The following is a 22,026-nucleotide window of genomic DNA, read 5'->3' on the forward strand; positions in this document are numbered from 1 at the left end:
GCGGACCGGACCGGCGGTGACGGCGCTAGACTCGACCCGTGGCCGGACGACTCCCAGATCGCGATATCGCGGCGATACGCGACCGAGTCCGGATCGAGGATGTGGTGGGGGAGTACGTCGCCCTGAAGCGGGCGGGCGCGGATTCCATGAAGGGCCTGTGCCCGTTCCACGACGAGAAGTCGCCGTCGTTCCACGTGCGGCCCAACCACGGCCTGTTCCACTGCTTCGGCTGCGGTGAGGGCGGCGACGTCTACAAGTTCCTCCAGAAGATCGAGCACATCGGTTTCGTGGAGGCCGTCGAGCAGATGGCCGACCGCATCGGCTACCAGATCAACTACGAGGGCGGCGGCACCTCGGTGCAGCGCGATCGCGGCACCCGCGCCCGCCTCGTCGCCGCCAACGCGGCCGCCCACGAGTTCTACATGGCGCAGTTGCGCGAACCCGAGGCCGAGGCCGCCCGCAAGTACCTCACCGAGCGCAACTTCGACGGCGAGGCCGCTCGTCAGTTCGGCTGCGGCTACGCCCCCGACGGCTGGGACACCCTCACCAAACACCTGCTGCGCAAGGGATTCGAGTTCAAGGAACTCGAGGCGGCCGGTCTGTCGCGCCAGGGCAGGCGCGGGCCCATCGACCGCTTCCACCGCAGGCTGCTGTGGCCGATCCGCAATCTCGGCGGCGAGGTCATCGGCTTCGGCGCGCGCAAACTGTTCGACGACGACACCATGCCCGGCAAGTACATCAACACGCCGGAAACCATGCTGTACAAGAAGTCTCAGGTGCTGTTCGGCCTCGACCACGCCAAACGCGAGATCGCCAAGAGCCACCAGGCCGTGGTCGTCGAGGGCTACACCGACGTCATGGCCATGCACCTGGCGGGCGTGAAAACCGCTGTCGCCGCGTGCGGTACGGCATTCGGCGACGAGCACATGGCGATCCTGCGCCGCCTGCTGATGGACGACAACTTCTGGCGCGGCGAGATCATCTACACCTTCGACGGCGACGCGGCGGGCCAGGCGGCGGCGCTGAAAGCCTTTGTGGAGGACCAGAAGATCTCCGGTCAGACCTTCGTCGTCGTCACTCCCGACGGCCAGGATCCGTGCGAACTGCGCCAGCGCCAAGGTGACGCCGCACTGCGCGACCTGGTCGCCCGGCGTGAGCCGCTGTTCGAGTTCTTCCTGCGTATGGAGATCGAGAAGCGCGAGGACGCCAACGGTGACCTCAGCCCCGCCATGCAGGTGGAGGTGCTGCGCTGGGCGGTGCCGATCGTCGCCCAGATCAAGGATCACGGCGTCCGTAAGCGTTATGCCACGCAGCTGGCCGACCGCACCGGTTGGCTCGACGTCGGCCAGGTGCACCGCCGGGTGGACGAGGAGGCGCGCAAGCACCGCCGCGAGGGTTCCCCCGCGGGCGTCGCGCGCGCGGAAGCCAAGGCGCGCGCCGGGCAGCCGCCCGCCCCGCCCGCCACACGGCCCAACCCGAAGGACCCCGTGCTGCTGCCGCAGCGCCAAGCCCTGTGCGCCGCACTGCAATACCCCGCGATCGCGGGCACCGTGTTCGACTCGCTCGAGGTGGACGCCTTCACCCACCCCGCCTATGTCGCGGTGCGCACGATGATCGCCGAGGCGGGCGGCACGTCCAGTGGGCTCGGCGGGGCAGAGTGGGTCAACGCCGTCGCCGACGCCTCCGACGACCTCACCCTGCGCGCGATGGTCTCCGAACTGGCCGGCGAACCGCTGCCCGTGAAGTCCGCCGACGGCATCCCCCGCTTCGTCACCGGCGTGCTCGCCCGCGCGCAGGAGGCGTGGGTGGGCCGCCAGGTCGCCGAACTCAAATCCAAACTCCAGCGCCTCTCCTCGACCGAGCAGTCCGACGCCTACATGGCGCTGTTCGGCGACCTGGTCGCGCTCGAGCAGTACCGCAAGAGCCTGCTGACCCAGGCCATGGGCAACTACGACGACTTCACCACGGTGTGAGCGCGGCGGTCCGCGCTTCGGCGCGGACCACCGGGACCACGTCGGCGAAGAACCGTTCCAGATGGGGTTTCGCGGCCTCTGGATCGCTCGAGAAGAACCCCTCGATCCCGAACACCTGATTGCCGAACGCCTCGGGGGGTGGGGTGTTCGGAGGAGCTCCACAGCCGACGGCATCCGGGGCGGAGGCACTCGATCGGCATGGAGCTTCTGGTGCCCGAATCCGGACCCGAACCACAAACCTGCCGATCACCAGTCCGCTGCTCGTCCGGGCCACTTCAACGAGGCGCGGCCGAGACGCGCGGGTAGCGATGAGGTTCCAGCCGGGCCGCCAGTCGTGTCGCGTGGTCTGCCGGCGGTTCGGGGTTCAGGGGACGCGGCGCGAGCCTGGGTACCGCATGCCGAGGCGCGGGCTGTTGCCGTCAGTCTCGATACCCAGGCGGAGCGCGCCCTCAGCGGCGGAGTTGGTCGTGGGGGACCATCACGGTGGTGCGCTCGTCGATGGGCTCCATCGGCTCGAGCTGGGGGCGGGTGCTGAGTTTGTCGGACAGCTTCTGGCGGCCGACCTGCACCAGCTTGCGGGTCACCGGGCTCGTGGTGACCGCGCGCGTCGCCGACGAGATCTGTTCGTAGCGAGCCCGCCCGGCCTTACTGCCGAGCACGTAACCGGCCGCGACGCCGATGATCAACCGCAGCATTCCTCGAGCTCCTCCCAATCGCCAGTGCGCGGGTACCATCCTGCCCGACACGGGGTCCCCCTGTCGATCCGGATCGCCCAACGTCGCCCCCACATCCCCCCAGCTAGAGGCACGATTTGGGAACCCGACCACCGATAGGCTAGAGTTTCTCCTCGGTCAGCCCGGCAAGGGCGAAGCCACCAGGATAGTCCCCTATAGCTCAATTGGCAGAGCAGCCGACTGTTAATCGGCAGGTTTCTGGTTCGAGTCCAGATGGGGGAGCATCATAGCCCTCTGACCTGCGGGAACGCGAGGCGGGTCAGAGTTCGCTGGTCCCGATCGGGCGCAAAAATGTAGAAAAGTCGTCGTTAAGTCGCATCGCGTCGTGGTCGGTCGTATCGCGTGGGGACCGTGGTCTCGGCGGGTCACCGCCCGCGCGGACGGCTGGGTGGTGCCTCGCACCGCCGAATTCCGGACTGGCGGTCGGGCGGTCCGGTGCCGGGGGCACGACGGCTCAGTCGGGCTGGTCGTCGCGGCGCTTGCGCACGGCGCGGTGGATCACCTCGGCCGCCTCGTGATGGGCTTTTCCGCGCCGCATGTATTTGCGTTGGGTCATCGCGGGATCGGCGTGCTGCAAGACGTCGGCGGTGACGCGGGCCGACGATTGGCGTCGTCGAGCAGCAGCGCGATGAGTTTCCGGAAGGAGTAGGGTTTCCGGAAGGAGTAGGGGACGAAGTCGTCGGGCAGGTCCAGCGCTTCGCGCACACCGCCCAACGACGAATTGGGCAAGCGAATCGGCAACGTCACCCAAGCCGTCCCGCACACCACCGCCCTGCTCATCGTCGCGGCAACAGTCGCGGTCTGTTGGTAACGCGCCTTCGCCTCGTCGCTGTCGCCGGCGAAGCACGCGTCCACGGGTTTGTTCTCCATGATCAGCCGGATCGCGCATCCCCGGCGGGGCGGGACATCCGCATGCCACCATCCCCGATGCCAGCCACTTCGTCCAGCAAGACCCGCTACTGCGTCTGGCCGAGATCGTCGACCAGTTCATCGAATCAGCGTGATCGTGCCGATCCACCCGGAACCGTTGATCATCACCGCATGGCGGGGCCATTGCTACTCCCGATCCCGACTGATGCAGAATCCTCGGATGGGCGACGGGTGGGACAATGAGGCAGGCTTCGAGACGATCGTCGAGAGGCACCGGCGGGAACTGCACGTGCACTGCTATCGGATGCTCGGCTCGTTCGACGAGGCCGAGGACCTGATCCAGGAGACGTTCCTGCGGGCCTGGTCGAAGCGGGACACCTTCAATCGCGGCGACAACGCCCGGGCCTGGCTGTATCGGATCGCCACCAACGCATGCCTCGATGTGCTGCGCCGGCGCCGGCGTGTCTCGGCGATGGAGTCGTTCGCCGAGGTGCCGTGGCTGCAGCCCTATCCGGACCACCTGCTGGACCAGGTGTCGCCTTCGGAGCGGCAGCCGGAGGAGATCGTGGTGGCCCGGGAAACGATCGAGCTGGCGTTCATCGCCGCCCTGCAACTGCTGCCGGCGCAGCAGCGGGCGGCCCTGGTGCTGCGCGAGGTGATCGGCTGGTCCGCGGCCGAGACGGCGCAGGCCCTGGACACCTCGGTCCCCGCGGTCAACAGTGCCTTGCAACGGGCTCGCCGTACCATGCAGAGCCGCCGGTCGACCGACTCCGACGGCAGGCGCACCGAGCTCAGCGCGGAGGAGAACGAGCTGCTACGGCGGTACGTGGACCTGCACGAGAATCCCCAGCCGACCGCCATGGCGGCTCTGGTCCGCGACGACATCCGCATCACCATGCCCCCGCAGCCGGTCTGCTTCATCGGGTGGGACTCCCTGGCGCCCTTGCACGAGCTGGCCTTCGGCCCGGAAGGCCTGGGCGATTGGAAAGTACGGCCGACCGTCGTCAATCGGATGCCGGCCGCCGCCTGCTATCGGCGGGCCACCGGCGACAACTCCTACCGAGCCTTCAAGCTCGACGTCTTGCGGTTCCAGGGTGGCCTGATCGCGGAGATCACCACGTTCGAACGCCCTGTCTTCGACTGGCTCGGACTGCCCATCGAGCTGTGATCGGATGACGCAGACTGCCGGCTCGGCACCTTGTACGAATATCCGGACCGATGAGTTCGCGATCGGGATGTCGTTGTACCTCATGAACCGACCGGGAACGACCCGGGCGGCATCGACGAGGAGATCATCATGGGCAAGGTTGCGTTCGACATCAGCGTCTCGCTGGACGGCTACATCGCAGGGCCCGGCCGTACGGCCGACGCGCCGATGGGACAAGGCGGGGACCAGCTGCACAACTGGATGGGCAGTGAGGACGGTCAGGCCCTGCTGGGCAGGATGGTGGAGGGACTGGGTGCGGTGATCGCAGGCCGGCGGACCTACGACGACTCGGTCCGCTGGTGGGGTGCCGACGGCCCGAGCGGTCCGGCGCGGCGCCCCACCTTCGTGGTGACCCATGCGGCGCCGGCCGACTCGCCAGAGAACGGTGTCTACCGGTTCGTCAGCGGTGGCATCAACGCCGCGCTCGATCAGGCCCGGGACACGGCGGGTGATCGCACCGTCTGTGTGATGGGCGGGGCCCACCTGATCCAGCAGTTCCTGGCTGCCGGCCTGGTCGACGAGGTCTCCTTGCACGTGGTTCCCGTGCTGCTCGGCGCCGGCACAAGACTGTTCGACGGCGTCCCGGCGGCGCAGCTCCCGTTGGAGCCGCTGGAGGTGATCAACACCCCGACGGCGCTGCACATACGGTACGGGGTGGTCACGTCGACGTGATCGCCAAGCTGCGCCACTGGGCTCGGCCCGAGCCCAGTGGCGCAGAAAGCCCGGACCGCACCCTGCTCCTGCCGGATCGCCGACTTCGCCAGACCGTTCGCCGACCGAATGCGCGCTCCACTTGTCCATCATCGCGGCAGTCCATGCCCAGGGATACAGACCCGAGAACTCGATGAACGCGCCGATGGTGGCGGCGCGAACCTTTACCGTCGGTCTCGCGGGACAGCCTCCCACCCAGCTGCTGCTTGGACCACTCGGACAGCATCGCCCGACCATGCACCTTCGGGGTGCAGACGGGTAACGCCGAAGACGAGTTCGAGATGCGCCGAGCCCGGTGCTTCTCCATCGGCCACACCACCTCGGTCGGCGGCGCCCGTCGCGACCGGACAGTGACCATCATCACTGTGGAGGGGCGCCGCCTGCCGAATATCGCCCCGACCGGTGGTTTCCATCCGGAAGTAAGTCCGTTGGCGCCGGAAAATCAGGTGCTTCCTGTCGGTGCCCGGCGGAATACTTGCCGACGCCCGATGAGTTCGAGCAAGCAGCCCCGTCTCAACATCCGTGACCCGAGACGCGACGGTTGTGCTCGCGGCGGGTGTCGTCATTGTTCATGCTCCGGAAGGTAAATCGATGCCCGCCGAATCCCTCGCCCCCGCATCGGCGGGCCGGACGCCGACCGTCGTCCGGGTGCTCGTGCTCGCCACGTTCGTGGTGATCCTGAACGAGACCATCATGATCAACGCGATCCCGCGGCTCATGCACGATCTGGACGTCACCGAGGTGGCGGCGCAGTGGGTGTCGACCGCGTTCATGCTCACCATGGCGGCGGTCATCCCGACCACCGGCTGGTTCCTGCAACGCGTGACCACGCGCAGCGCCTACACCGTGGCGATGGGTGTGTTCCTCGCGGGCACGGCGCTGTCGGCCGTGGCACCGACCTTCGAGGTGCTGCTCGCGGGCCGGATCGTCCAGGCCGTCGGCACGGCGGTGATGATGCCGCTGCTGATGACCACGCTCATGACGGTGGTGCCCGAGCACGACCGCGGCCGCGTGATGGGCAACGTCACGCTGGCGATCTCGGTCGCGCCCGCCATGGGCCCCGTGATCTCCGGCGCCGTGCTCCAAGCCGGTTCGTGGCGATGGCTTTTCGTGCTGGTGCTGCCCATCGCGGGTGCGAGCACCTGGTCGGGGCTGCGGCACCTGGAGAACGTCGGAGAACCGGAAGCCGGCGCGATCGACATGCTCAGCGTGGTCCTGGCCGCACTCGGCTTCGGCGGTCTGGTGTTCGGCCTGAGCCGCTTCGAGGGCGGCCTCTCCGCCGAGCCCGTGCTGATCGTGGCCGCCGGCGCGGCGCTCATCGCCGCCTTCGTGGTCCGCCAGTTGAGCCTGCAGCGCACCGGCACGCCGCTGCTGGACCTGCGCACGCTGCGCTCGGGCACCTACACCAAGGCGCTGGCGCTGATGGCGATGGCGTTCATGGCGATGCTCGGCTCGATGATGCTGCTGCCGCTGTATCTGCAGAACATGCGTGATCTCAGCCCGCTGGAAACCGGCCTGCTCGTCATGCCGGGCGGCCTGGCCATGGGTCTGCTCGGCCCCACCATCGGACGGCTGTTCGACCGGTTCGGCGGGCGCCCGCTGGTGATCCCCGGCGCCGTCGGCATCGCGGTGTCGATGGCCGGCTTCACCCAGATCTCGCTGACGATGCCGTACTGGCAGTTGCTGGTGCTGCACATCGTGCTGATGATGTCGCTGGCCGCGATCTTCACGCCCGTGTTCACCCTGGGCCTCGGCGCGCTCCCGCAGCATCTGTACTCGCACGGCAGCTCCATCCTGGGCACCCTGCAGCAGGTCGCCGCGGCGTTCGGCACCGCGCTCGTGGTCACCGTGATGTCGGCGCGCAGCACCGCGTTGATCGACGGCGGTACCGACCCGCTCGAGGCGGGCCTGGACGGCGCGCGGCTGGCCTTCCTGGTCTCGGCGGCGCTGGCGCTGGCCGTGATCGTGCTGGCCGTCTTCCTGCCGAACCGCGCGCCCGCTCCGGACGAAGTCGCCGAGGACGCCGAGCCGGTGCTCGTCAAGGGCTGACTGTCCTGTTCGCTGAATCGGCCGTTTCGTTCGGTTCGGGGGACCCTCGGCGCGAAAACCTCCGACGGGAAACCTGGGATGAACCAACGCTTTCGGAATCCTGTCGGCCGTTCGGGGAGATGGCACACTTGTCGGTGGGTGTTCTCCCCGATCTGGCGGCGCCGCGTTCGGAGCGTGTCGACGGCGACACGGGTTCGGCCCGGCCGCGCGGCCGCCGGGGTTGGGCGCCGCGGGGTCGTGCCCGGCAGTGCCGCCGCCGACCCGGATGGTCGCGCGCGAGAGGTGGTCTTCATGCGGAATCCGGTGTGGCTGTTGGACTTCGACGGTGTGGTGAACGCGCTGAGCAGGCGCCCGCCGAAGACGGTCGGCTACCGCGAGTGGCGCAGCGCGCGGGTCGAGATGCCCAGCGAGACCAAGCGTTCCGGCAAGCCGGTGGTGTATCCGCTGCTGTGGTCGCCCACCGTGGTGTCGGTGATCGCGCGGGCCGTCGACGCGGGCGTGGACGTGCGCTGGCTGACCACGTGGCGCGAGCACACGCGGATGCTGCCCGAGATCATCCCGGGCCTGCCGGAACTGCCCTGGATCGACGAGTCATGTCTGCCGCCCGCCGTCGCGGCGACGCTGGATCCGGCGGTCGGTGACCTGTCGGTGCAGTGGAAGATCGAATGCGCGAAAGCGACGGTGGGCGAAGACGTTCCGGTCCTGTGGACCGACGACAGCATCCTGGTCGGCGTGTTCGCGCGGCGCTGGGCGCGCACCAGAACGCGGGGCCTCACCACCGCGTTCACTCCGCGGCCGAACCTCGGTCTCATCCCGCGTGACCTGTCCGTAGTCGCCGACTGGGTCGCCCGCCACACCGGCCACCGGCTGCTCGACTGGAATCAGCCCACGTCGATATCGGCGTAGAGCGCGGCGTGGTCGCTGGCCGCGTGCTCCGGCGCGGTCATGGTGGGAAAGTGCGGGAAGAGCGTCCCGTTGCGCCCGCCCCACACGCCCTCGCGGAAGATCGCGCCGCCCGTGGTGCGTTCGGCGAGCGCCGGTGAGAGCAGCAGATAGTCGATCTTCTGGCTCTTGGTGCCGTTGCCGTAGGTGCCGGGGCGGCCGCCGTCGTCGAAGCCGTCGAGCGTGGCGATCTCGCGCAGATCGGTGCCGGTGAGCAGCGGCGCCAGCGGCGGACGTTGCGGCGTGTCGTTCAGATCGCCCGCGACGACCACGAAATCCTCTCCGGCATCGCGCAATTCGCGGTAGATCTCGGCGACGCGAGTGGCTTGACGGGTGCGCGTGCGGTCGTTGTCGGCTTGGCGGCCATAGCCTTTCGATTTGAAATGGTTGGCGAGCACGTGCAACCGCTGCCCTTCGAGCGCCGTCCCGGCCGGGAAGTCGTAGGTGAACACCGGGCAGTCGCGGGAGAAGATCCGCCGCCCGTCGGGGCCGAGATCGTCCACGTGCGAGCGGATGGAGCGCACCGGCCAGCCGCCGCGACTGATCACGCCCACATCGATGCCGCGCTCGTCGTTGCCGTCGATCACCATGACGTGCGGATACAGCGGCTCGCCCTCCACATCGCACAGCTCCGCGTCGGTGAATTGTTTGGCCACGATGCGGTTCTCGGCCTCCACCAGCGCCAGGATGTGCGCGCCCACCTCGCGGATCACCTGGCCCAGGTGGGTGATGGCGAGTTCGTCGACGCGCTCGTCGGTCAGCTCGGCCCACCCGACCCAGTCCGACCGGCCTCGCGCCACGATCTCCGGGTCACCAGTGCGCGGTCGCCGGATCAACCGCCCGCGCACCTGCCGCAATCGCGCGTACGCCGCGCTGTCCGAGCGCAGCAGTCCGAGGATCTCCAGGCATTCCAGGATCTCGCGCCGCACCCGCTCGGCGTACTCGACCTCCGCGATCGCGGCCCCGAACCGCGCGTGTGCCGCCAGCACCTCGGGGTTCGGTTCGCGGCCCATCGCCCGGGGCCGGTCGAAGAGGTTCTCGACGTTGAATGTCCCGATCCGCAGCTCCATCGCGGCCTCCTCACCTCCCTCCCATGGTGCGCCGCTAACTACCCGGTTTCGGCGGCCTTGCGGCGAATGCCGTGTGAACCCCCGTCGACAACCTCGGTGCGGGTGGGAGCCGTCGCCCGAGAGCTTTCCGGTCAGGTCAGGTACACCGGGAAGACGGCCAGGTCGTTCTGGGTGAGCACCGGCAGGTTCTGGAGCTCCGCGTCCGGGACCGCCAGGCGCAGGGCGGGGAAGCGGGTGAAGAGCGCGGGCAGGGCGATGGCGGCTTCGAGGCGCGAGAGCGCGGCGCCGGGGCAGATGTGCGGGCCGTAGCCGAAGGTGAGGTGGCGGTTGGCGGTGGCCCGGGTGATGTCGAAGGCGTCGGCGTCCTCGCCGTGCACGGTGGCGTCGCGGCCGATCGCGCGGTAGGACATCACCACGCCGTCGCCCTGGCGAATCACGCTGTCGCCCAAGGTGATGTCTTCGGTGGCGAAGCGCATCAGCAGATGGGTGACCGGGCCATTCCAGCGCAGCGTCTCCTCGACGGCGTCCTTCCACTCGTACTCGCCGGCGCGGATGAGCGCCAACTGCTCGGGGTGGGCCAGCAGCGCGCGCACGGTGTTGAGGATGAGGCTCACCGTCGTCTCGTGCCCGGCCGCCACCAGGGCTTTCAGATTGCCGACCGCCTCCTCCTCGGTCAGCGGCTCGCCACCGTCGGTCGCGAAGATGAAATCGGAGGTGAGGTCGTCGGTGCGGTGCGCGGTCTTCGCCCGCACCAGCGCCGTGTAGTAGGCGTCGAGATCGTCGATCACCTTCAGCCGCTCGTCCTGCGGGGTCAGCACCGAGAAGAACGCCTTGTACCGGTCCAGCAGCATCGGGTGGTCGGCGCGATCCACGCCCATCAGCTCGCTCACCACGCGCATCGGCAGCGGGTACGCGAAGACCGATTTCAGGTCGACGGGCGCGCCGTCGCGGCCCGCCTCCTCGAGATCGTCGAGTAGTTCCTCGGTGAAGCGTTCGACGCCCGGCCGGATGGCGTCGAGCCGGCGCGGGTTCAAGGCCTGATTGGTCTTGGCGCGCAACCGCCGATGCTCCACGCCGTCTACGGTGAACATCGACCGTCCGGCGTCGATCATCCCGATCAACGGCCACTGCCGGGTCACCACCCCCGACGTCCACAGCGACCACGCGCCGATGTCCTTGACCAGCCGGGCGTCCACCAGCAGCCGTCGCGCCACCGCGTGATCGGTGACGCTCCACGCCGGCACGCCGAGCAGGTCGATGCGGGTGAGCGGGCCGTTGGCGCGCAGGAAGTCGGTCTCGCCGGCCAGATCGGCCATCATCGGGTCGATGACGAGGGGGTCGATGGTGGTGAGTTCTCGGGTCATGATCTGCCTCCGACGGCGCGGGCTGGGGTGAATCGGACGGGGAGAGAAGTCATTCCGCGCAGGAACGCCGAGGGCCTGCGGATCAGCCGGTCGGCGGGCACCGCCAGGTCCAGATCGGGCAGCCGGTCCAGCAGCACTTGGATGCCGGTGCCCGCGATCACCTCCGACAGCTGCTGCGCGGCGAACGGGCAGCGGTATTCGCCGTAGCTGTAGGAGAAGTGGGCGCTGTTGCCGCTGTGCGCGGGGCCCGCGGTCTCGTGCCGGATGTGCGGGTCGGCGTTCGCGCCGGCCAGGCCGAGCAGCAGCATATCGCCCGCGCGCAGGTGCCTGCCGCCGAGTTCGGTGTCGTGGGCGACCCAGCGGCCCGCCAGGATCTGGGTGGGCGTGTCCTCCCACAGCACCTCGGTCATGGCCTGGCCGATGCTGTGGCGCGCGCCGCCGAGCGAGGCGGCGAAGCGGTCGTCGGTGAGCATCAGCCGCACCGTGTTGCCGATCCAGTCGGCGGTCGGCAGGTGCCCGGCGGCGCAGATCGCCATCAGATCGAGCACGTACTCCTCGTCGGTGAACGGCTCCGGGTGGGCGAGCAGCCGCGACACCAGATCGTCGCCGGGCGCGGACTTCTTCGCCCCCAGCAGCTTGCTCATGTGTCCGTAGTAGCTCGCGTAGGCGGCCTGGGCCTCGGCGCCGCCGTCGGCGAGGGCCTTCATGGTGTGCGCCAGCGCGGGCCCGTCCTCGTCGGGGAAGCCGAGGACCGAGGCCAGCGCCAGCACCGGCAGCGGTTCGGCGAACGCGGTGACGATATCGGCCTCCCCGCGCCCGCAGAACCCGTCGATCAGCTCATCGGCGATCTGTTCGCACCGCTCCCCGAGGACATACGGGTCCTCCGCCTCCAGCGCCGCGTCGACCAGCCCGGCGTGCCTGCGGTGCTCCGCGCCCGCCGTGAAATAGATCGACGGCATGGGCCGCCCCACCATCGGCCACAGCGGCCAGTCCTCGGGGACCGTGCCGAGCTGGTTCCACAGCGTGCGGTCGCGAGTGAACAGTTCCGCGTCGCTGGTCACGTAATGCAGTTCCTGGTAACCGATCACGAGCCAGGCCGGGACGCCGCCGGGCAGTTCCACCGGCACCACGGCGCCGTGGTCGCGGCGCAGTTCGCGATAGAGCTGGCGCGGGTCGTAGTTGTGAAAGCGAGGGCCGCTCAAGGGAATCGGGTCGCCGCGGTGCACCGGGCAGCCGGTCGCGGCGTGGGGCGTGGTCATGCGGTCTCCGGTGCGGTGAAGGCGGGCTCGCGCGCGGACAGGTGCTCGACGAGGGTGATCAGGACCCGCTTGACCGAGGCGCGGTCGCGCGCGTCGCAGTCCACCAGCGGAACGTGCGCGGGCAGGTCCAGCGCTTCGCGGACGGCATCGAGCGGATGATCACCACCGGGAAAGGCGTTGCGGGCCACCACGAACGGCGTGCCGAAATGTTCGAGACGGTCCACCGCGTAGAAGCAGTCGGTGATCCGGCCGGGGTCCACGAGGACGATCGCGCCGAGCGCGCCGCGGAACAGCTGGTCCCACGGGAAGAAGAACCGCGGCTGCCCCGGCGCGCCGAACAGGTAGAGGACGTGCTCGGCGTCGATGGTGATGCGCCCGAAGTCGAAAGCCACCGTGGTGGTGCGCTTTCCGGGGACGCCGCCGAGGTCGTCCACGCCGAGGCCGGCCTCGGTGAGCGTGGCCTCGGTGTCGAGCGGGCGGATCTCGCTGACCGCGCCCACCAGGGTGGTCTTCCCGACGCCGAAACCGCCGACCACCACGATCTTCAGCCCATTGCTCGCGGTGGCGGCGAGTGGGGCGGGGGCGATCTCAGAGCGTGCGGAGTCCACCGAGCACCTTCTCCAGCAGGGCCTTGTCCGTCACGGTTCCGTGTACGCGGGGGTGCCGGGCGATGATCTTGCGCGCGTCGAGCAGGTCCGAGAGCAGGATGACGACGATGTGGACGGGCAGGCGTAGCGCCGCGGCGATCTCGGCCACCGAGGTGGGTGTCGCGCACATCCGCAGGATCGCGGTGTCCTCCGACGACATCCCGGGCACCGGGGCGGACTGCGTGACGACGAGCGTGACGAGATCGAACACATCCGTGCCCGGCCTGCTGCGGCCCCCGGTCAGCGTGTAGAGCCGGTCGGGCTCGTCGTCACGCCCCGGCCTGCTCATGGCACACCCACTCCGGGCGAGCGCGGCGCGGCGGTCAGGTGGTCGGCGAGCTGGTCGACGAGTTCGGCCAGGTGGAAGCCGACCACCCCGGCGTCGGCGTCCTCCTCGGCGAGCACGGCCAGGTGCGCGCCCGCGCCGGCCTCGATGAGAAACAGGATGCCGCCGCCGTATTCGGTCATCGAACGGCGCACGCCCGCGCGGCCGTCACCGTGTTCGGCGGACACCGCGATCGCCAGCCCCTGGAATCCGGCGGCGACGGCGGCGAGCCGGTCGACTGCGTCGACGCCGAGGCGTTCGGCGTCGGTGAGCCGGGGGTGGGAGGCGTGACAGACGGGCAGGCCGTCGGCGGCGACCAGCACCGCGTGCCGCGCGCCCGCGGTGCGTTCCAGGAGTCCGAGCAGCAGCCAGCTCAACCGGGCCGGATCGGTCGAAGTCATCAATCAGTCTCCACGGCTGGGGGATTCGAGGTACTGCGGGCGTTCACGGCCCGCTGGAACGCGCCGAGCGAACCGGGTTCGGGGCGGGCGGGTGCTGTTGCGCCGCTTGCTGTTCGGTTGGTGTCGGGGATCGCCGGTGCGTCCGTGGGCCCGCTGGCTCGCACGGGTTCGGACGAGTTCGTGCGGACCGGTTTCGCGAGAGCATTTGCCGGTCGGTCGGTGTCGGAGCTCGCCGGCGCCTCGGTGGGCGCGCTGGACCGCACCGGCTCGGGCGAGTTGGTGCGGACCGGTTCCGCGAAACCGCCCGGGTGGGCGGCGGCGAAGGCGCTGCCCCGGCGACGCTTCGGCAGCGACCGCTCGGCGGACGCCTCGGGCACCGAAGCGATCGGAACGCTGTCGGGCACCGCCGCGACCGGAGCGCTGTCCGGTGCCGGGGGAGTGGGCCGCGTGACCGGAGTGCGCGTGGTGATCTCCCTCGGGATGACCACCACGGCGGCCGTGCCGCCCAGCGCCGACGGCCGGAACGACACGCGCAGTTTGTGTTTCGCGGCCAGGTGTCCCACCACGGCCAGCCCGAGTTTCGTCCCGCGCACCGACGAGAGGTCGGGCGGGCCCGCGCCGGAGTCGGGTTCGCCGACCATGCGGGTGGCGTAGCGCAGCGCGGCGTCGCTCATCACCAGTCCGCTGTCCTCGATGGTCACCAGCACGCCCGCCGGGATATCGGAGGCGTACACGTGCACCTCGGTGGTGGGCGGGGAGAACCGGCACGCGTTGTCCATCAACTCGGCGAGCAGGTGCATCACGCCCTCGGCGGCGGGGCCGATGACCGCGATCTCGACGCCCGCGCGCAGCCGGATGCGCGTGTAGTCGGCGACCCGGCCCATCGCCCCGCGCAGGATCCGTTCCAGGGGAATGGGTTTGGCCCAGCGGCGTCCGGACCGCGCGCCCGAGAGCACGGCGATGCTGTCGGCGAGGCGGCCGACCTGGGTGGCGCGGTGGTCGAGGCGGAGCAGGTCGGCCAGCACCTCGGTGTCGGAGTGGCGCTCCTCCATCTCGCGCAGTTCGGCGAGCATGCTGGTGGTCATGGCCTGGGTGCGGCCCGCGATGTTCGCGAACGCGGCGCGCTCGGCCTTCCTGCGGCTCTCGCTCGCCCGCGTGGCGGTCTGCGCCTCGGCGACCTTGGCCTCGCCTTCGGCCCGCGCGGTGTCGGCGGCGGCGCGCGCTTCGGCGATCGCGGCGGCGGCCCGGGATTCGGCCGCCCACGCCGCATCACCTACGGCGGCCACGCGATCGGACGCGGCGGCCGTCGCCTCCCGCCCCGCCCGGCGTGCCGCGAGCGCGGCGGCCCGGTAGTGCACGGCGGTCGCGGTGGCGACCCACAGCGCCACGGCGGCGGCCCCGAGGACCACGGCCACGGCGGTGCGCGCCGCGGCGGGAACGCTGAACACGGCCGTGAGGACCGCCGCGACGGTCACCAGCGCGCCGCCGATCAGGAACGGAAAGGGGATGCGCCGGGCGGTCGCTCCACCCCGCACTTCTCCAGCCCCCTGCACCCGCACAGAACCCCAACCTTCCCGCTGCATCGATCGTCGGAGGGGCCCGGCCCCAGCCGTCCCCGACCCGGATTCGCGCGAAAGTTGCTGGCCACCAGGCACTTCCCTGTGCGGGATGAGCATAGCCCGATCGGGAGTACCCGGCTACCGGAAGCGCACGCAGTCCAGGAGCAGGAACAGCGGCCGCGGGAAGTTCTCCCGCCACCACGGATCGCGGCGTTGTTCGGCGGTCGGCCGTGGCTCGCGCAGACCGGTGACGGCGAACCCGGCGTCGGTGAGCATCCGCACGTGGTCCTCCAGGCTGAAGAACGTCTGCACCGACGCTGCGGGCGAGGTCTTCCCGGCGACTTGGAACGCTGCTCGACCGTGCGCGTGCCGAAGTACGCGTCGAGATCGAAACCCCGTGCCTCGGGCCGGTTCCGGTCGGCGCGCGCGACGTAGAAGCACGGGTGCATGCTGAGCACGATCAACCGTCCCGATGGGCGCAGTACCCGCGCGAACTCCCGGAATCGCTTGCCCGGCTCGATGATCCCGTGGGGCAGGCGGTTCGCCACCACCAGGTCCACCGACCGGTCGGCCACCGGCAGGTCGGCCACATCGGCGAGATGGAACACACTGGTCTGCGGGTGCGCCTCGGGGTGGCTCCGCGCCGCCGCCGCGAATTCGGCGCACGTGTCGACGCCGTGCACGAACTCCGCGCCCCGGCGGACCAATGCCCTGGTGAGATAACCTTCCCCGCATCCGGCGTCCAGCACGCGCAGTCCGTCGCACGCCCCGATCGTCTCGAGCAGCGCGGGATCGGTCAGTTCGGTCTGGAACCGATCCAGACCGCCGCGAACGACGTCCATCCAGAACTCGGCATTGCGCGCGTATGCCGCGGTTACTCGCTCGTCGCCGGGCACGGGCCTACGCTCGCGAACTCGAGGTCAGGTAGTCCTGTCCGCCGACGTACACCGTGTGCCCGGGTTCGGTTTCGGCGGAGGTCGCGTCGGCGACGGCGGTGGCGAACTCCAGCACGGTGGGCAGCGGGCCGTGGTCGCGCCGGTCCGTCACGGCGTCCGGGTTACGGCGTTCCAGCAGGCGGACGATGATGGTGCCGTCGATCATGTCGCCGGATACGACCGTGAAAGTGATTCCGTGAGCGGTGAATTCGGGGATCATCGCACGCAGTGCGTCCTCGCCGGCTCGCTTGCTGGCGGCGATCGGCAGGTAGTCCTCGGGCACGGGTTCGCGCCCGTGGAAATGCGCCTGGTGGCTCGTGACGAACACGATCCGCCCACCGCGCGGCAGGAGCGGCAGCACGGCGCGCACCAGGCCGACCTGCGCGTCCCGGTTCACGCGCATCGCGTAGTCGGGCGCCGCGCCGCGCTCCAAACCGCCGGATGCGTTGAGCACCAGCACATCCAGCCGCCCGAACTCCGCGCCGACCTCGGCGACCAACGCGCGCACCTGGGCTTCGTCGCACACATCGGCCCCCGCCACCGACGCGCTGCCGCCGTGGGCGCGGATCTCCCTGGCGATCGTCTCCGCGCGCTTGCGCTTCTCGCGGTAGTTCACGATCACGTGATCGCCCCGCGCGCCGAGCACCCGCGCGGTGTCGGCCCCGATGCCTCGTGACGCGCCGGTGACCAGCGCGACGCGCCGGGTCTGGTCCTGGGTGCCCACGGTTCTCCTCTCGCTCGCGGCACGGAGCCCGCCGCTGTGCTTCTGATTCAGAATCACTATGGTGGTTCGAAATGAGAAGCGCAAGGGGCGCCAAACCGTCGCGCGGCCGGGCCGACGCCGCCGACGAGCCCGTGCTCGCGGTCACCGAGTTGCTCGGCCAGCGATGGGTGCTGCGCATCCTGTGGGAACTCGAGCCCGGCACGCTGGGCTTCCTCGAACTGCGGCGGCGGATGGGGCAGTGCTCGTCGAGCGTGCTGTCGGTGCGATTGCAGGACCTCCAGAACGCCGGACTGCTCGTCAAACGCGCCGACAAGTCCTACACACTGACCGCGGCGGGCACCGCGCTGTGCGCGGCGCTGGCGCCGGTGTGGGAGTGGTCGCGCAACCATGCCGACCTGCTGAAGTAGGCTGGCGTGCCCTCATCGACCACGGGAAAGAGATCATGGCGCAGTTCGAGAATGTCAGTGTCGCGAAGACGGCGAATGTGTACTTCGACGGCAAGTGCGTGAGCCACAACATCACGCTGGCCGACGGGACGGCCAAGTCGGTGGGCGTGATCCTGCCGTCCGTGCTGACGTTCACCACCGGCGCGCCCGAGATCATGGAACTGGTCCAGGGTGAGTGCAAGGTGACGCTGGCCGGCGAGACGGAGGCCGTCACCTACCGTGGCGGCGAGTCGTTCTCGGTGCCGGGGGACAGCTCGTTCCAGATCGAGGTGCTCGACACCGTCCACTACGTCTGCCACTTCGGCTGACGGGCACGCGGCGGCCGTCAGCGCAGGCTTCGCGCGGCGGCCGCGGCGATCGCCGCGGCGACTCCGCTCAACGCGGGGGAGTCCAGCTTCCATTGCTGCCAGTAGAGCGGCACATCGATGTGGGAATCACCGTCGATGGGCACCAGCGTCTCGGGCGTATCGTCCGTCGTCTGTAGGTCCGGCAGCATCCCCCATCCGAGCCCGAGCCGCACGGCCGTGCCATACGCGGTCGAGGACGGCACGTAATGGCGTGGCGGGTCGATCGGCTGACGGGTGCGCCGACGCATATGGCGGTCCTGAAGCTCGTCCTTCCGGTCGAAGATCACCACCGGAGCCGCCCCATACGCGCGTGAAGTCGGCCCCTCGCCGAACCACTTCCGCGCGAAGCCCGGTTCGGCCATTGGCCGGTAGCGCATCGCACCCAGCCTGTTCACCTTGCACCCCTGCACGGGTTTCGCCGTCGACGTGATGGCCGCCATCACCGTGCCGTCGCGCAGCAGGCGCGTGGTGTGCTCCTCGTCCTCGCGGTGGATCTCGAAACACACGCCCGCGGGAGCGTCGCGGAGCGCGGGCAGCACCCACGTTTCCAGCGAGTCGGCGTTGACGGCGATCGGGATGCGGATCGGGCCGTGCGCCGGGGCGTGCGCGTCGCCGAGTTCGCGCGCCGTGTCGCCCGCGAGCAGCTCGACCTGTCGCGCCAAGCGGAGCACGGCGAGCCCGGATTCGGTGGGGCGCACCGGTTTCGTGCGCAGCAGCAACACGCGGCCCGCCGCGTCCTCGAGCGCCTTGATGCGCTGGCTCACCGCCGAGGGCGTCACGTGCAGGCGTCGCGCCGCCGCGTCCAGGGTGCCCTCGGTGACCGCCGCGTTGAGGGCCCTGAGCTGGTCCAGCTGGAGATCCATATCAAGAAATTGTAATGATGCTTCAGAATCTTCAGCTTGTCTGGTTCGATCGAACGGCCCTAGCGTCGAGGGCGTGACGGTTTCCTCCGCGGCGTTCGCCGCGATCTCGGGTTTGGGTTTCGGACTGTCGCTGATCGTGGCGATCGGCGCGCAGAACGCCTTCGTGCTGCGCCAGGGTGTGCGCGGGCAGCACGTGGCCGCCGTGGTCGCGGTGTGCGTGGTGTCGGATGTCCTGCTGATCGCCGCCGGGATCGGCGGATTCGGCGCGCTGGTGCAAGCCGCGCCCGCGCTGATCACGGTGCTGCGCTACGCCGGAGCCGCGTTCCTGCTCGGGTACGCGGTGCTCGCGGCGCGGCGCGCGCTGACCTCGTCGGCGCTGGTGGTCGATTCGGCGGGCGCCTCGGTCGCTTTGGGCGCGACGGTGGCGACCTGCTTGGCCCTCACCTGGCTCAACCCGCACGTCTACCTCGACACCGTCGTGTTGCTCGGTTCCTTCGCGAACGGATACGCGGCCGCCGACCGGTGGTTCCTCGGCGCGGGCGCGATGGTCGCCAGTGCGCTGTGGTTCACCGCCCTCGGATTCGGTGCCCGCCGTCTCGGTCCGCTGTTCACCCGGCCGGTCGCGTGGCGGGTGCTCGATTCGGTGATCGCCGTCGTGATGGTGACGTTGGCGATCGGGCTCGTGCTGTCGTGAGGTGATGCTCCCGCCCTCGTCTAAGGTGAGGCTTAACTAAGTGTTCGCCGGAGGAGGGAGTGGTGTGGTGGTGCTCAGTCGCAGGGGCCTGTTCTCGGTGGCAGGTGTGGCGGGTCTGGCCGTCGGGCTCGCCGCGTGCGGCGGCGCGGACGACGGTGGGGGAGAGAAGGATTGGTCGTTCGTCGACGATCGCGGCGTCACCGCCGAGGCCGCGGGCACGCCGTCGCGCATCGTCGCGTTCAGCGGGGCCGCCGCGGTGCTGGTGGATCACGGGCTGGCCGACCGGATCGCCGGCGTGTTCGGTGACACGAGCGGCGGCGACACCGCCTTGCTCGGCGACCTGGACCTCGACACGGTGACGGTTCTCGGTGACCAGTGGGGCCAGTTCGACCTCGAGCGATACGCCGAGCTCGAGCCCGACCTTTTGATTACCGACACCTACATGGACGACAACCTCTGGTACATCCCCGACGACAACCGCGACAAGATCCTCGAACTCGCGCCCGCCATCGCCATCGGTGTGGCGAACAAGCCGCTGCCCGTCCCGATCGGCCGCTACATCGATCTCGCCCTCGCGCTCGGCGCCGACCCGGAGGCCGTACGGCTCCGCGATGCGCAGCAGCGTTTCGCCGCCGCCTCGCAGGCGGTGCGCGACGCCGTGGCCGCGCGCCCCGGTCTGCGGGTGCTGGCCTGTTCGGCGGCGGCCGACGCCTTCTACGTCTCCAACCCCGAGGTCTCCGCCGACCTGTCCTACCTGCGCGAACTCGGCGTCGACGTGGTGGTCCCCGAGCGCACCGAGGCGGGCGGCTTCTTCGAGAACCTGAGCTGGGAGTACGCCGACCGCTACCCGGCCGACCTCGTCATCCTCGACAGCCGCGGCTCGGCCCTACCGCCGGAAGCCCTTGCCGCCAAACCCGTTTGGCAACGCCTCCCCGCCGTCGTCGCGGGCCAGGTGGCCCCGTGGCACCCGGTCTTCCGCTTCTCCCACGCCGGCACCGCCCCGCTCCTCGAGGAATTCGCCGCCACCCTCGCCCGCACCGAAAAGGTGACCTGACCCGCTAGAAGGACTTGTGAGGGACGCCGGCGGTTAGGCCGCCGTCGATGACGAATTCGGCGCCGGTGCAGTAGGAGGATTCGTCGGAGGCGAGGTGCGCCACCAGATTCGACACCTCGTCGGGCTGCGCGGCGCGGCCGAGCGGGATCTGGAGGAAGTCGGCGGGGATGCCCTCGGTCATCGGCGTGCTGATCAGGCCGGGGTGCACCGAGTTGACGCGGATATTGTGCGGGGCCAGTTCCAGCGCGGTGGATTTGGTGAGTCCGCGCACGGCGAACTTGGTGGCGGTGTACCCGTGCAGGCCGGGGCTGCCGCGCATCCCCTCCACCGAGGAGATGTTGACGACCGATCCGCCGCCCGCGGCGATCAGCGCGGGCGTCGCCGCCTGCATGCCGAGGAACGTCCCGGTCAGATTGATGTCGATGATCCGCTGCCATTCCTCGAGCGCGAAATCCACCAGCAGGTTCCCGTTGACGATGCCCGCGTTGTTCACCAGCACGTGCAGTCCGCCGAACCGCTCGGTCGCGGCGGCCACCGCCGCGCGCCACTGCTCCGGTTCGCGCACGTCCAGGTGCTCGTAGTGGGCGGACTCGCCCAACTCGGCGGCCAGCGCCTTGCCGTCGTCGTCCAGCACGTCGCCGAGCACCACCCGCGCGCCCTCGGCCACGAACCGCCGGGCGTGGGCGGCGCCCATACCCCGCGCCCCGCCGCTGATCAGGGCCACCTTGCCGGTCAGTCGCGCCATCGCTGCCTCCGTTCGTCGCCGACGCGGAACACGTTACAGAAAGAGTGGCCGAGTGCGGCTCGACCAGTCCCATTTACCGGTCCCTCGTGGTGATAGTCGTCCGGCGCCGTGTGGCATCATCTAGTGAAACAGGTTCTATTTTTCGACCGGGATCGCGAGGAGGACCAGCATGGTGAGTCCGGACCGGGACGCCGACACCCGCGTACGGCGGGCGATCCGGCGGGCGGGCGTGCCCGACTCTCCGCGCGTCCCCGACGGCGCCCTCGTCGACCTGCCCGGCCGGGGCAGCACCTACGTCACCGACATCCCCGGTCCGCCGGGCGCGCCGACGCTGATCCTCCTGCACGGCACCGCCAGCACCGCGACCCTCACCTGGTTCCCGGCGCTCGCGTCGCTGGCCGAGCGCTACCGCGTCGTCCTGTTCGACCAGCGGTGGCACGGCCGCGGCATCCGCACGCGCCCGTTCACGGTCGCCGACTGCACCGATGACGTGATCGCGATCGCCGACGCGCTCGAGCTGGAGCGCCCGATCTGCGCCGGCTATTCGCTCGGCGGCATGGTCGCGCTGTCGGCGGCGCACCACCATCCGGATCGCGTCGCGGGCATCGTGCTGTGCGCGACGCCCTATCGGTTCCGGGAGAAGTTGCGCGAGAAGGCCTTTCATCGGGCGTTCGGCGCGATGGCGGGTGCGCTCGGCCCGTACTCGCTGCGCCGCGTCGCCAGGTTCGGTGAACGGCTGCCCGACGTTCCTGAGAATATCTGGGACACCGAGGGTTTCGAGCGCTGGGCGATGAAGGAGTTCCGCAGCACCAGCGGGTGGGCGGTGGCGCAGGTCGTCGCGGAACTCGGCCGGTTCGACGCCTCACCGTGGCTGCCCACGCTGAAAACCCCCACCTCGGTGGTGATCACCACGCGTGACCACGCGATTCCGGTCTACCGGCAGCTGGAGATGGCGACCATGATTCCCGGCGCGACCATCCATCTGGCCGCCGTGGGGCACGCGGGCTGCGTCTTCGGGGCCGAACGTTTCGTGCCCGCGCTGCTGGATGCGTGCGAGTCGGTCGCGGAGCGGATCTGAGAGAGGTCTCCCTGTTCGGCGGCTCTGGC

At 69.9% G+C, this 22,026-nt stretch carries 23 protein-coding genes and 1 tRNA gene; 11 read left to right on the forward strand and 13 right to left on the reverse strand.

Features of this window, described 5'->3' with window-relative positions; all coding sequences use genetic code 11:
- The first annotated feature begins 38 nt into the window (after window positions 1–38).
- A complete protein-coding gene (gene dnaG, locus OHB21_RS21065) occupies window positions 39–1,973 on the forward strand; it encodes a DNA primase (protein ID WP_195125753.1) in 1,935 nt (644 codons plus the stop codon).
- 449 nt (window positions 1,974–2,422) lie between these two features.
- Here dnaG and OHB21_RS21070 read toward each other — a convergent pair whose 3' ends face one another.
- Window positions 2,423–2,668, reverse strand: coding sequence for a hypothetical protein (locus OHB21_RS21070; protein WP_067514339.1), 246 nt, complete (start codon window positions 2,666–2,668; stop codon window positions 2,423–2,425).
- A gap of 188 nt (window positions 2,669–2,856) precedes the next feature.
- Here OHB21_RS21070 and OHB21_RS21075 point away from each other — a divergent pair.
- A tRNA-Asn gene (locus tag OHB21_RS21075) sits at window positions 2,857–2,929 on the forward strand.
- 330 nt (window positions 2,930–3,259) lie between these two features.
- On the opposite strand, the gene OHB21_RS21080 is transcribed toward OHB21_RS21075, so the two are convergent.
- The gene (locus OHB21_RS21080; protein WP_067514341.1) at window positions 3,260–3,577 is read right to left on the reverse strand and encodes a hypothetical protein; all 318 of its coding nucleotides are present in this window, start codon (window positions 3,575–3,577) and stop codon (window positions 3,260–3,262) included.
- A gap of 220 nt (window positions 3,578–3,797) precedes the next feature.
- On the opposite strand from OHB21_RS21080, the gene OHB21_RS21085 reads away from it, so the two are divergent.
- From OHB21_RS21085 to OHB21_RS21100, 4 genes are all read left to right on the forward strand, one after another.
- Window positions 3,798–4,745, forward strand: a complete 948-nt coding sequence (locus tag OHB21_RS21085) for an RNA polymerase subunit sigma-70 (protein ID WP_067514345.1) — start codon at window positions 3,798–3,800, stop codon at window positions 4,743–4,745.
- A 129-nt stretch (window positions 4,746–4,874) separates the two neighbouring features.
- On the forward strand, window positions 4,875–5,456 hold the full coding sequence (locus tag OHB21_RS21090) for a dihydrofolate reductase family protein (protein ID WP_195125752.1): 582 nt from the start codon (window positions 4,875–4,877) through the stop codon (window positions 5,454–5,456).
- A 630-nt stretch (window positions 5,457–6,086) separates the two neighbouring features.
- Complete coding sequence (locus OHB21_RS21095) at window positions 6,087–7,544, forward strand: MDR family MFS transporter (protein WP_195125751.1); 1,458 nt, start codon at window positions 6,087–6,089, stop codon at window positions 7,542–7,544.
- Window positions 7,545–7,835: 291 nt separating this feature from the next.
- Window positions 7,836–8,450 carry a hypothetical protein gene (locus tag OHB21_RS21100; protein WP_147265869.1) on the forward strand — a complete coding sequence of 205 codons (615 nt, stop codon included), beginning with the start codon at window positions 7,836–7,838 and terminating at the stop codon, window positions 8,448–8,450.
- Here the strand turns inward: OHB21_RS21100 and OHB21_RS21105 are convergent.
- The 9 genes from OHB21_RS21105 to OHB21_RS21145 form a co-directional block, all read right to left on the reverse strand.
- Window positions 8,426–9,556 carry an endonuclease/exonuclease/phosphatase family protein gene (locus OHB21_RS21105; protein WP_198161932.1) on the reverse strand — a complete coding sequence of 377 codons (1,131 nt, stop codon included), beginning with the start codon at window positions 9,554–9,556 and terminating at the stop codon, window positions 8,426–8,428. The genes OHB21_RS21100 and OHB21_RS21105 overlap by 25 nt on opposite strands.
- A gap of 131 nt (window positions 9,557–9,687) precedes the next feature.
- Window positions 9,688–10,920 (reverse strand): cytochrome P450 family protein, encoded by a 1,233-nt coding sequence (locus tag OHB21_RS21110; RefSeq protein WP_067514349.1) that lies wholly within the window; start codon window positions 10,918–10,920, stop codon window positions 9,688–9,690.
- Window positions 10,917–12,179 carry a cytochrome P450 gene (locus OHB21_RS21115; protein ID WP_195125750.1) on the reverse strand — a complete coding sequence of 421 codons (1,263 nt, stop codon included), beginning with the start codon at window positions 12,177–12,179 and terminating at the stop codon, window positions 10,917–10,919. The genes OHB21_RS21110 and OHB21_RS21115 overlap by 4 nt, the downstream gene beginning before the upstream one ends.
- A complete protein-coding gene (locus OHB21_RS21120; protein WP_195125749.1) occupies window positions 12,176–12,787 on the reverse strand; it encodes a GTP-binding protein in 612 nt (203 codons plus the stop codon). Before OHB21_RS21120 ends, OHB21_RS21115 begins: the two co-directional genes overlap by 4 nt.
- The gene (locus OHB21_RS21125; protein ID WP_067514355.1) at window positions 12,768–13,115 is read right to left on the reverse strand and encodes a DUF742 domain-containing protein; all 348 of its coding nucleotides are present in this window, start codon (window positions 13,113–13,115) and stop codon (window positions 12,768–12,770) included. The genes OHB21_RS21120 and OHB21_RS21125 overlap by 20 nt, the downstream gene beginning before the upstream one ends.
- Entirely contained in the window at window positions 13,112–13,552 is a 441-nt protein-coding gene (locus OHB21_RS21130; protein WP_067514357.1) for a roadblock/LC7 domain-containing protein, read from the reverse strand. Before OHB21_RS21130 ends, OHB21_RS21125 begins: the two co-directional genes overlap by 4 nt.
- Window positions 13,552–15,111 carry an ATP-binding protein gene (locus tag OHB21_RS21135; RefSeq protein ID WP_233444455.1) on the reverse strand — a complete coding sequence of 520 codons (1,560 nt, stop codon included), beginning with the start codon at window positions 15,109–15,111 and terminating at the stop codon, window positions 13,552–13,554. Before OHB21_RS21135 ends, OHB21_RS21130 begins: the two co-directional genes overlap by 1 nt.
- Window positions 15,042–16,007, reverse strand: coding sequence for a class I SAM-dependent methyltransferase (locus tag OHB21_RS21140; protein WP_195125748.1), 966 nt, complete (start codon window positions 16,005–16,007; stop codon window positions 15,042–15,044). Before OHB21_RS21140 ends, OHB21_RS21135 begins: the two co-directional genes overlap by 70 nt.
- A 4-nt stretch (window positions 16,008–16,011) precedes the next feature.
- The gene (locus OHB21_RS21145; protein WP_195125747.1) at window positions 16,012–16,770 is read right to left on the reverse strand and encodes an SDR family oxidoreductase; all 759 of its coding nucleotides are present in this window, start codon (window positions 16,768–16,770) and stop codon (window positions 16,012–16,014) included.
- Between the two features lie 71 nt (window positions 16,771–16,841).
- Between OHB21_RS21145 and OHB21_RS21150 the strand changes: the two genes are divergently transcribed.
- Together OHB21_RS21150 and ppnP are read left to right on the forward strand one after the other, a co-directional pair.
- Window positions 16,842–17,177 (forward strand): winged helix-turn-helix transcriptional regulator, encoded by a 336-nt coding sequence (locus tag OHB21_RS21150; RefSeq protein ID WP_195125746.1) that lies wholly within the window; start codon window positions 16,842–16,844, stop codon window positions 17,175–17,177.
- A gap of 35 nt (window positions 17,178–17,212) precedes the next feature.
- Window positions 17,213–17,524: a pyrimidine/purine nucleoside phosphorylase gene (ppnP, locus tag OHB21_RS21155; RefSeq protein WP_067513763.1), complete on the forward strand. Its 312-nt coding sequence runs from the start codon at window positions 17,213–17,215 to the stop codon at window positions 17,522–17,524.
- Between the two features lie 17 nt (window positions 17,525–17,541).
- Here ppnP and OHB21_RS21160 read toward each other — a convergent pair whose 3' ends face one another.
- Complete coding sequence (locus OHB21_RS21160) at window positions 17,542–18,426, reverse strand: LysR family transcriptional regulator ArgP (protein WP_195125745.1); 885 nt, start codon at window positions 18,424–18,426, stop codon at window positions 17,542–17,544.
- Window positions 18,427–18,499: 73 nt separating this feature from the next.
- Between OHB21_RS21160 and OHB21_RS21165 the strand changes: the two genes are divergently transcribed.
- Both OHB21_RS21165 and OHB21_RS21170 read left to right on the forward strand, forming a co-directional pair.
- Entirely contained in the window at window positions 18,500–19,120 is a 621-nt protein-coding gene (locus OHB21_RS21165) for a LysE/ArgO family amino acid transporter (protein WP_232331902.1), read from the forward strand.
- 64 nt (window positions 19,121–19,184) lie between these two features.
- Window positions 19,185–20,174, forward strand: a complete 990-nt coding sequence (locus OHB21_RS21170; protein ID WP_067513765.1) for an ABC transporter substrate-binding protein — start codon at window positions 19,185–19,187, stop codon at window positions 20,172–20,174.
- Window positions 20,175–20,178: 4 nt separating this feature from the next.
- Here the strand turns inward: OHB21_RS21170 and OHB21_RS21175 are convergent, their stop codons facing one another.
- A complete protein-coding gene (locus tag OHB21_RS21175) occupies window positions 20,179–20,919 on the reverse strand; it encodes a glucose 1-dehydrogenase (RefSeq protein WP_067513766.1) in 741 nt (246 codons plus the stop codon).
- A gap of 169 nt (window positions 20,920–21,088) precedes the next feature.
- Between OHB21_RS21175 and OHB21_RS21180 the strand changes: the two genes are divergently transcribed.
- Window positions 21,089–21,997 (forward strand): alpha/beta fold hydrolase, encoded by a 909-nt coding sequence (locus OHB21_RS21180; protein WP_195125743.1) that lies wholly within the window; start codon window positions 21,089–21,091, stop codon window positions 21,995–21,997.
- The last annotated feature ends 29 nt before the right edge of the window (window positions 21,998–22,026 follow it).

This window comes from Nocardia puris (genome assembly GCF_036051655.1).
In the GTDB taxonomy this organism is placed as follows: Bacteria; Actinomycetota; Actinomycetes; order Mycobacteriales; family Mycobacteriaceae; genus Nocardia; species Nocardia puris.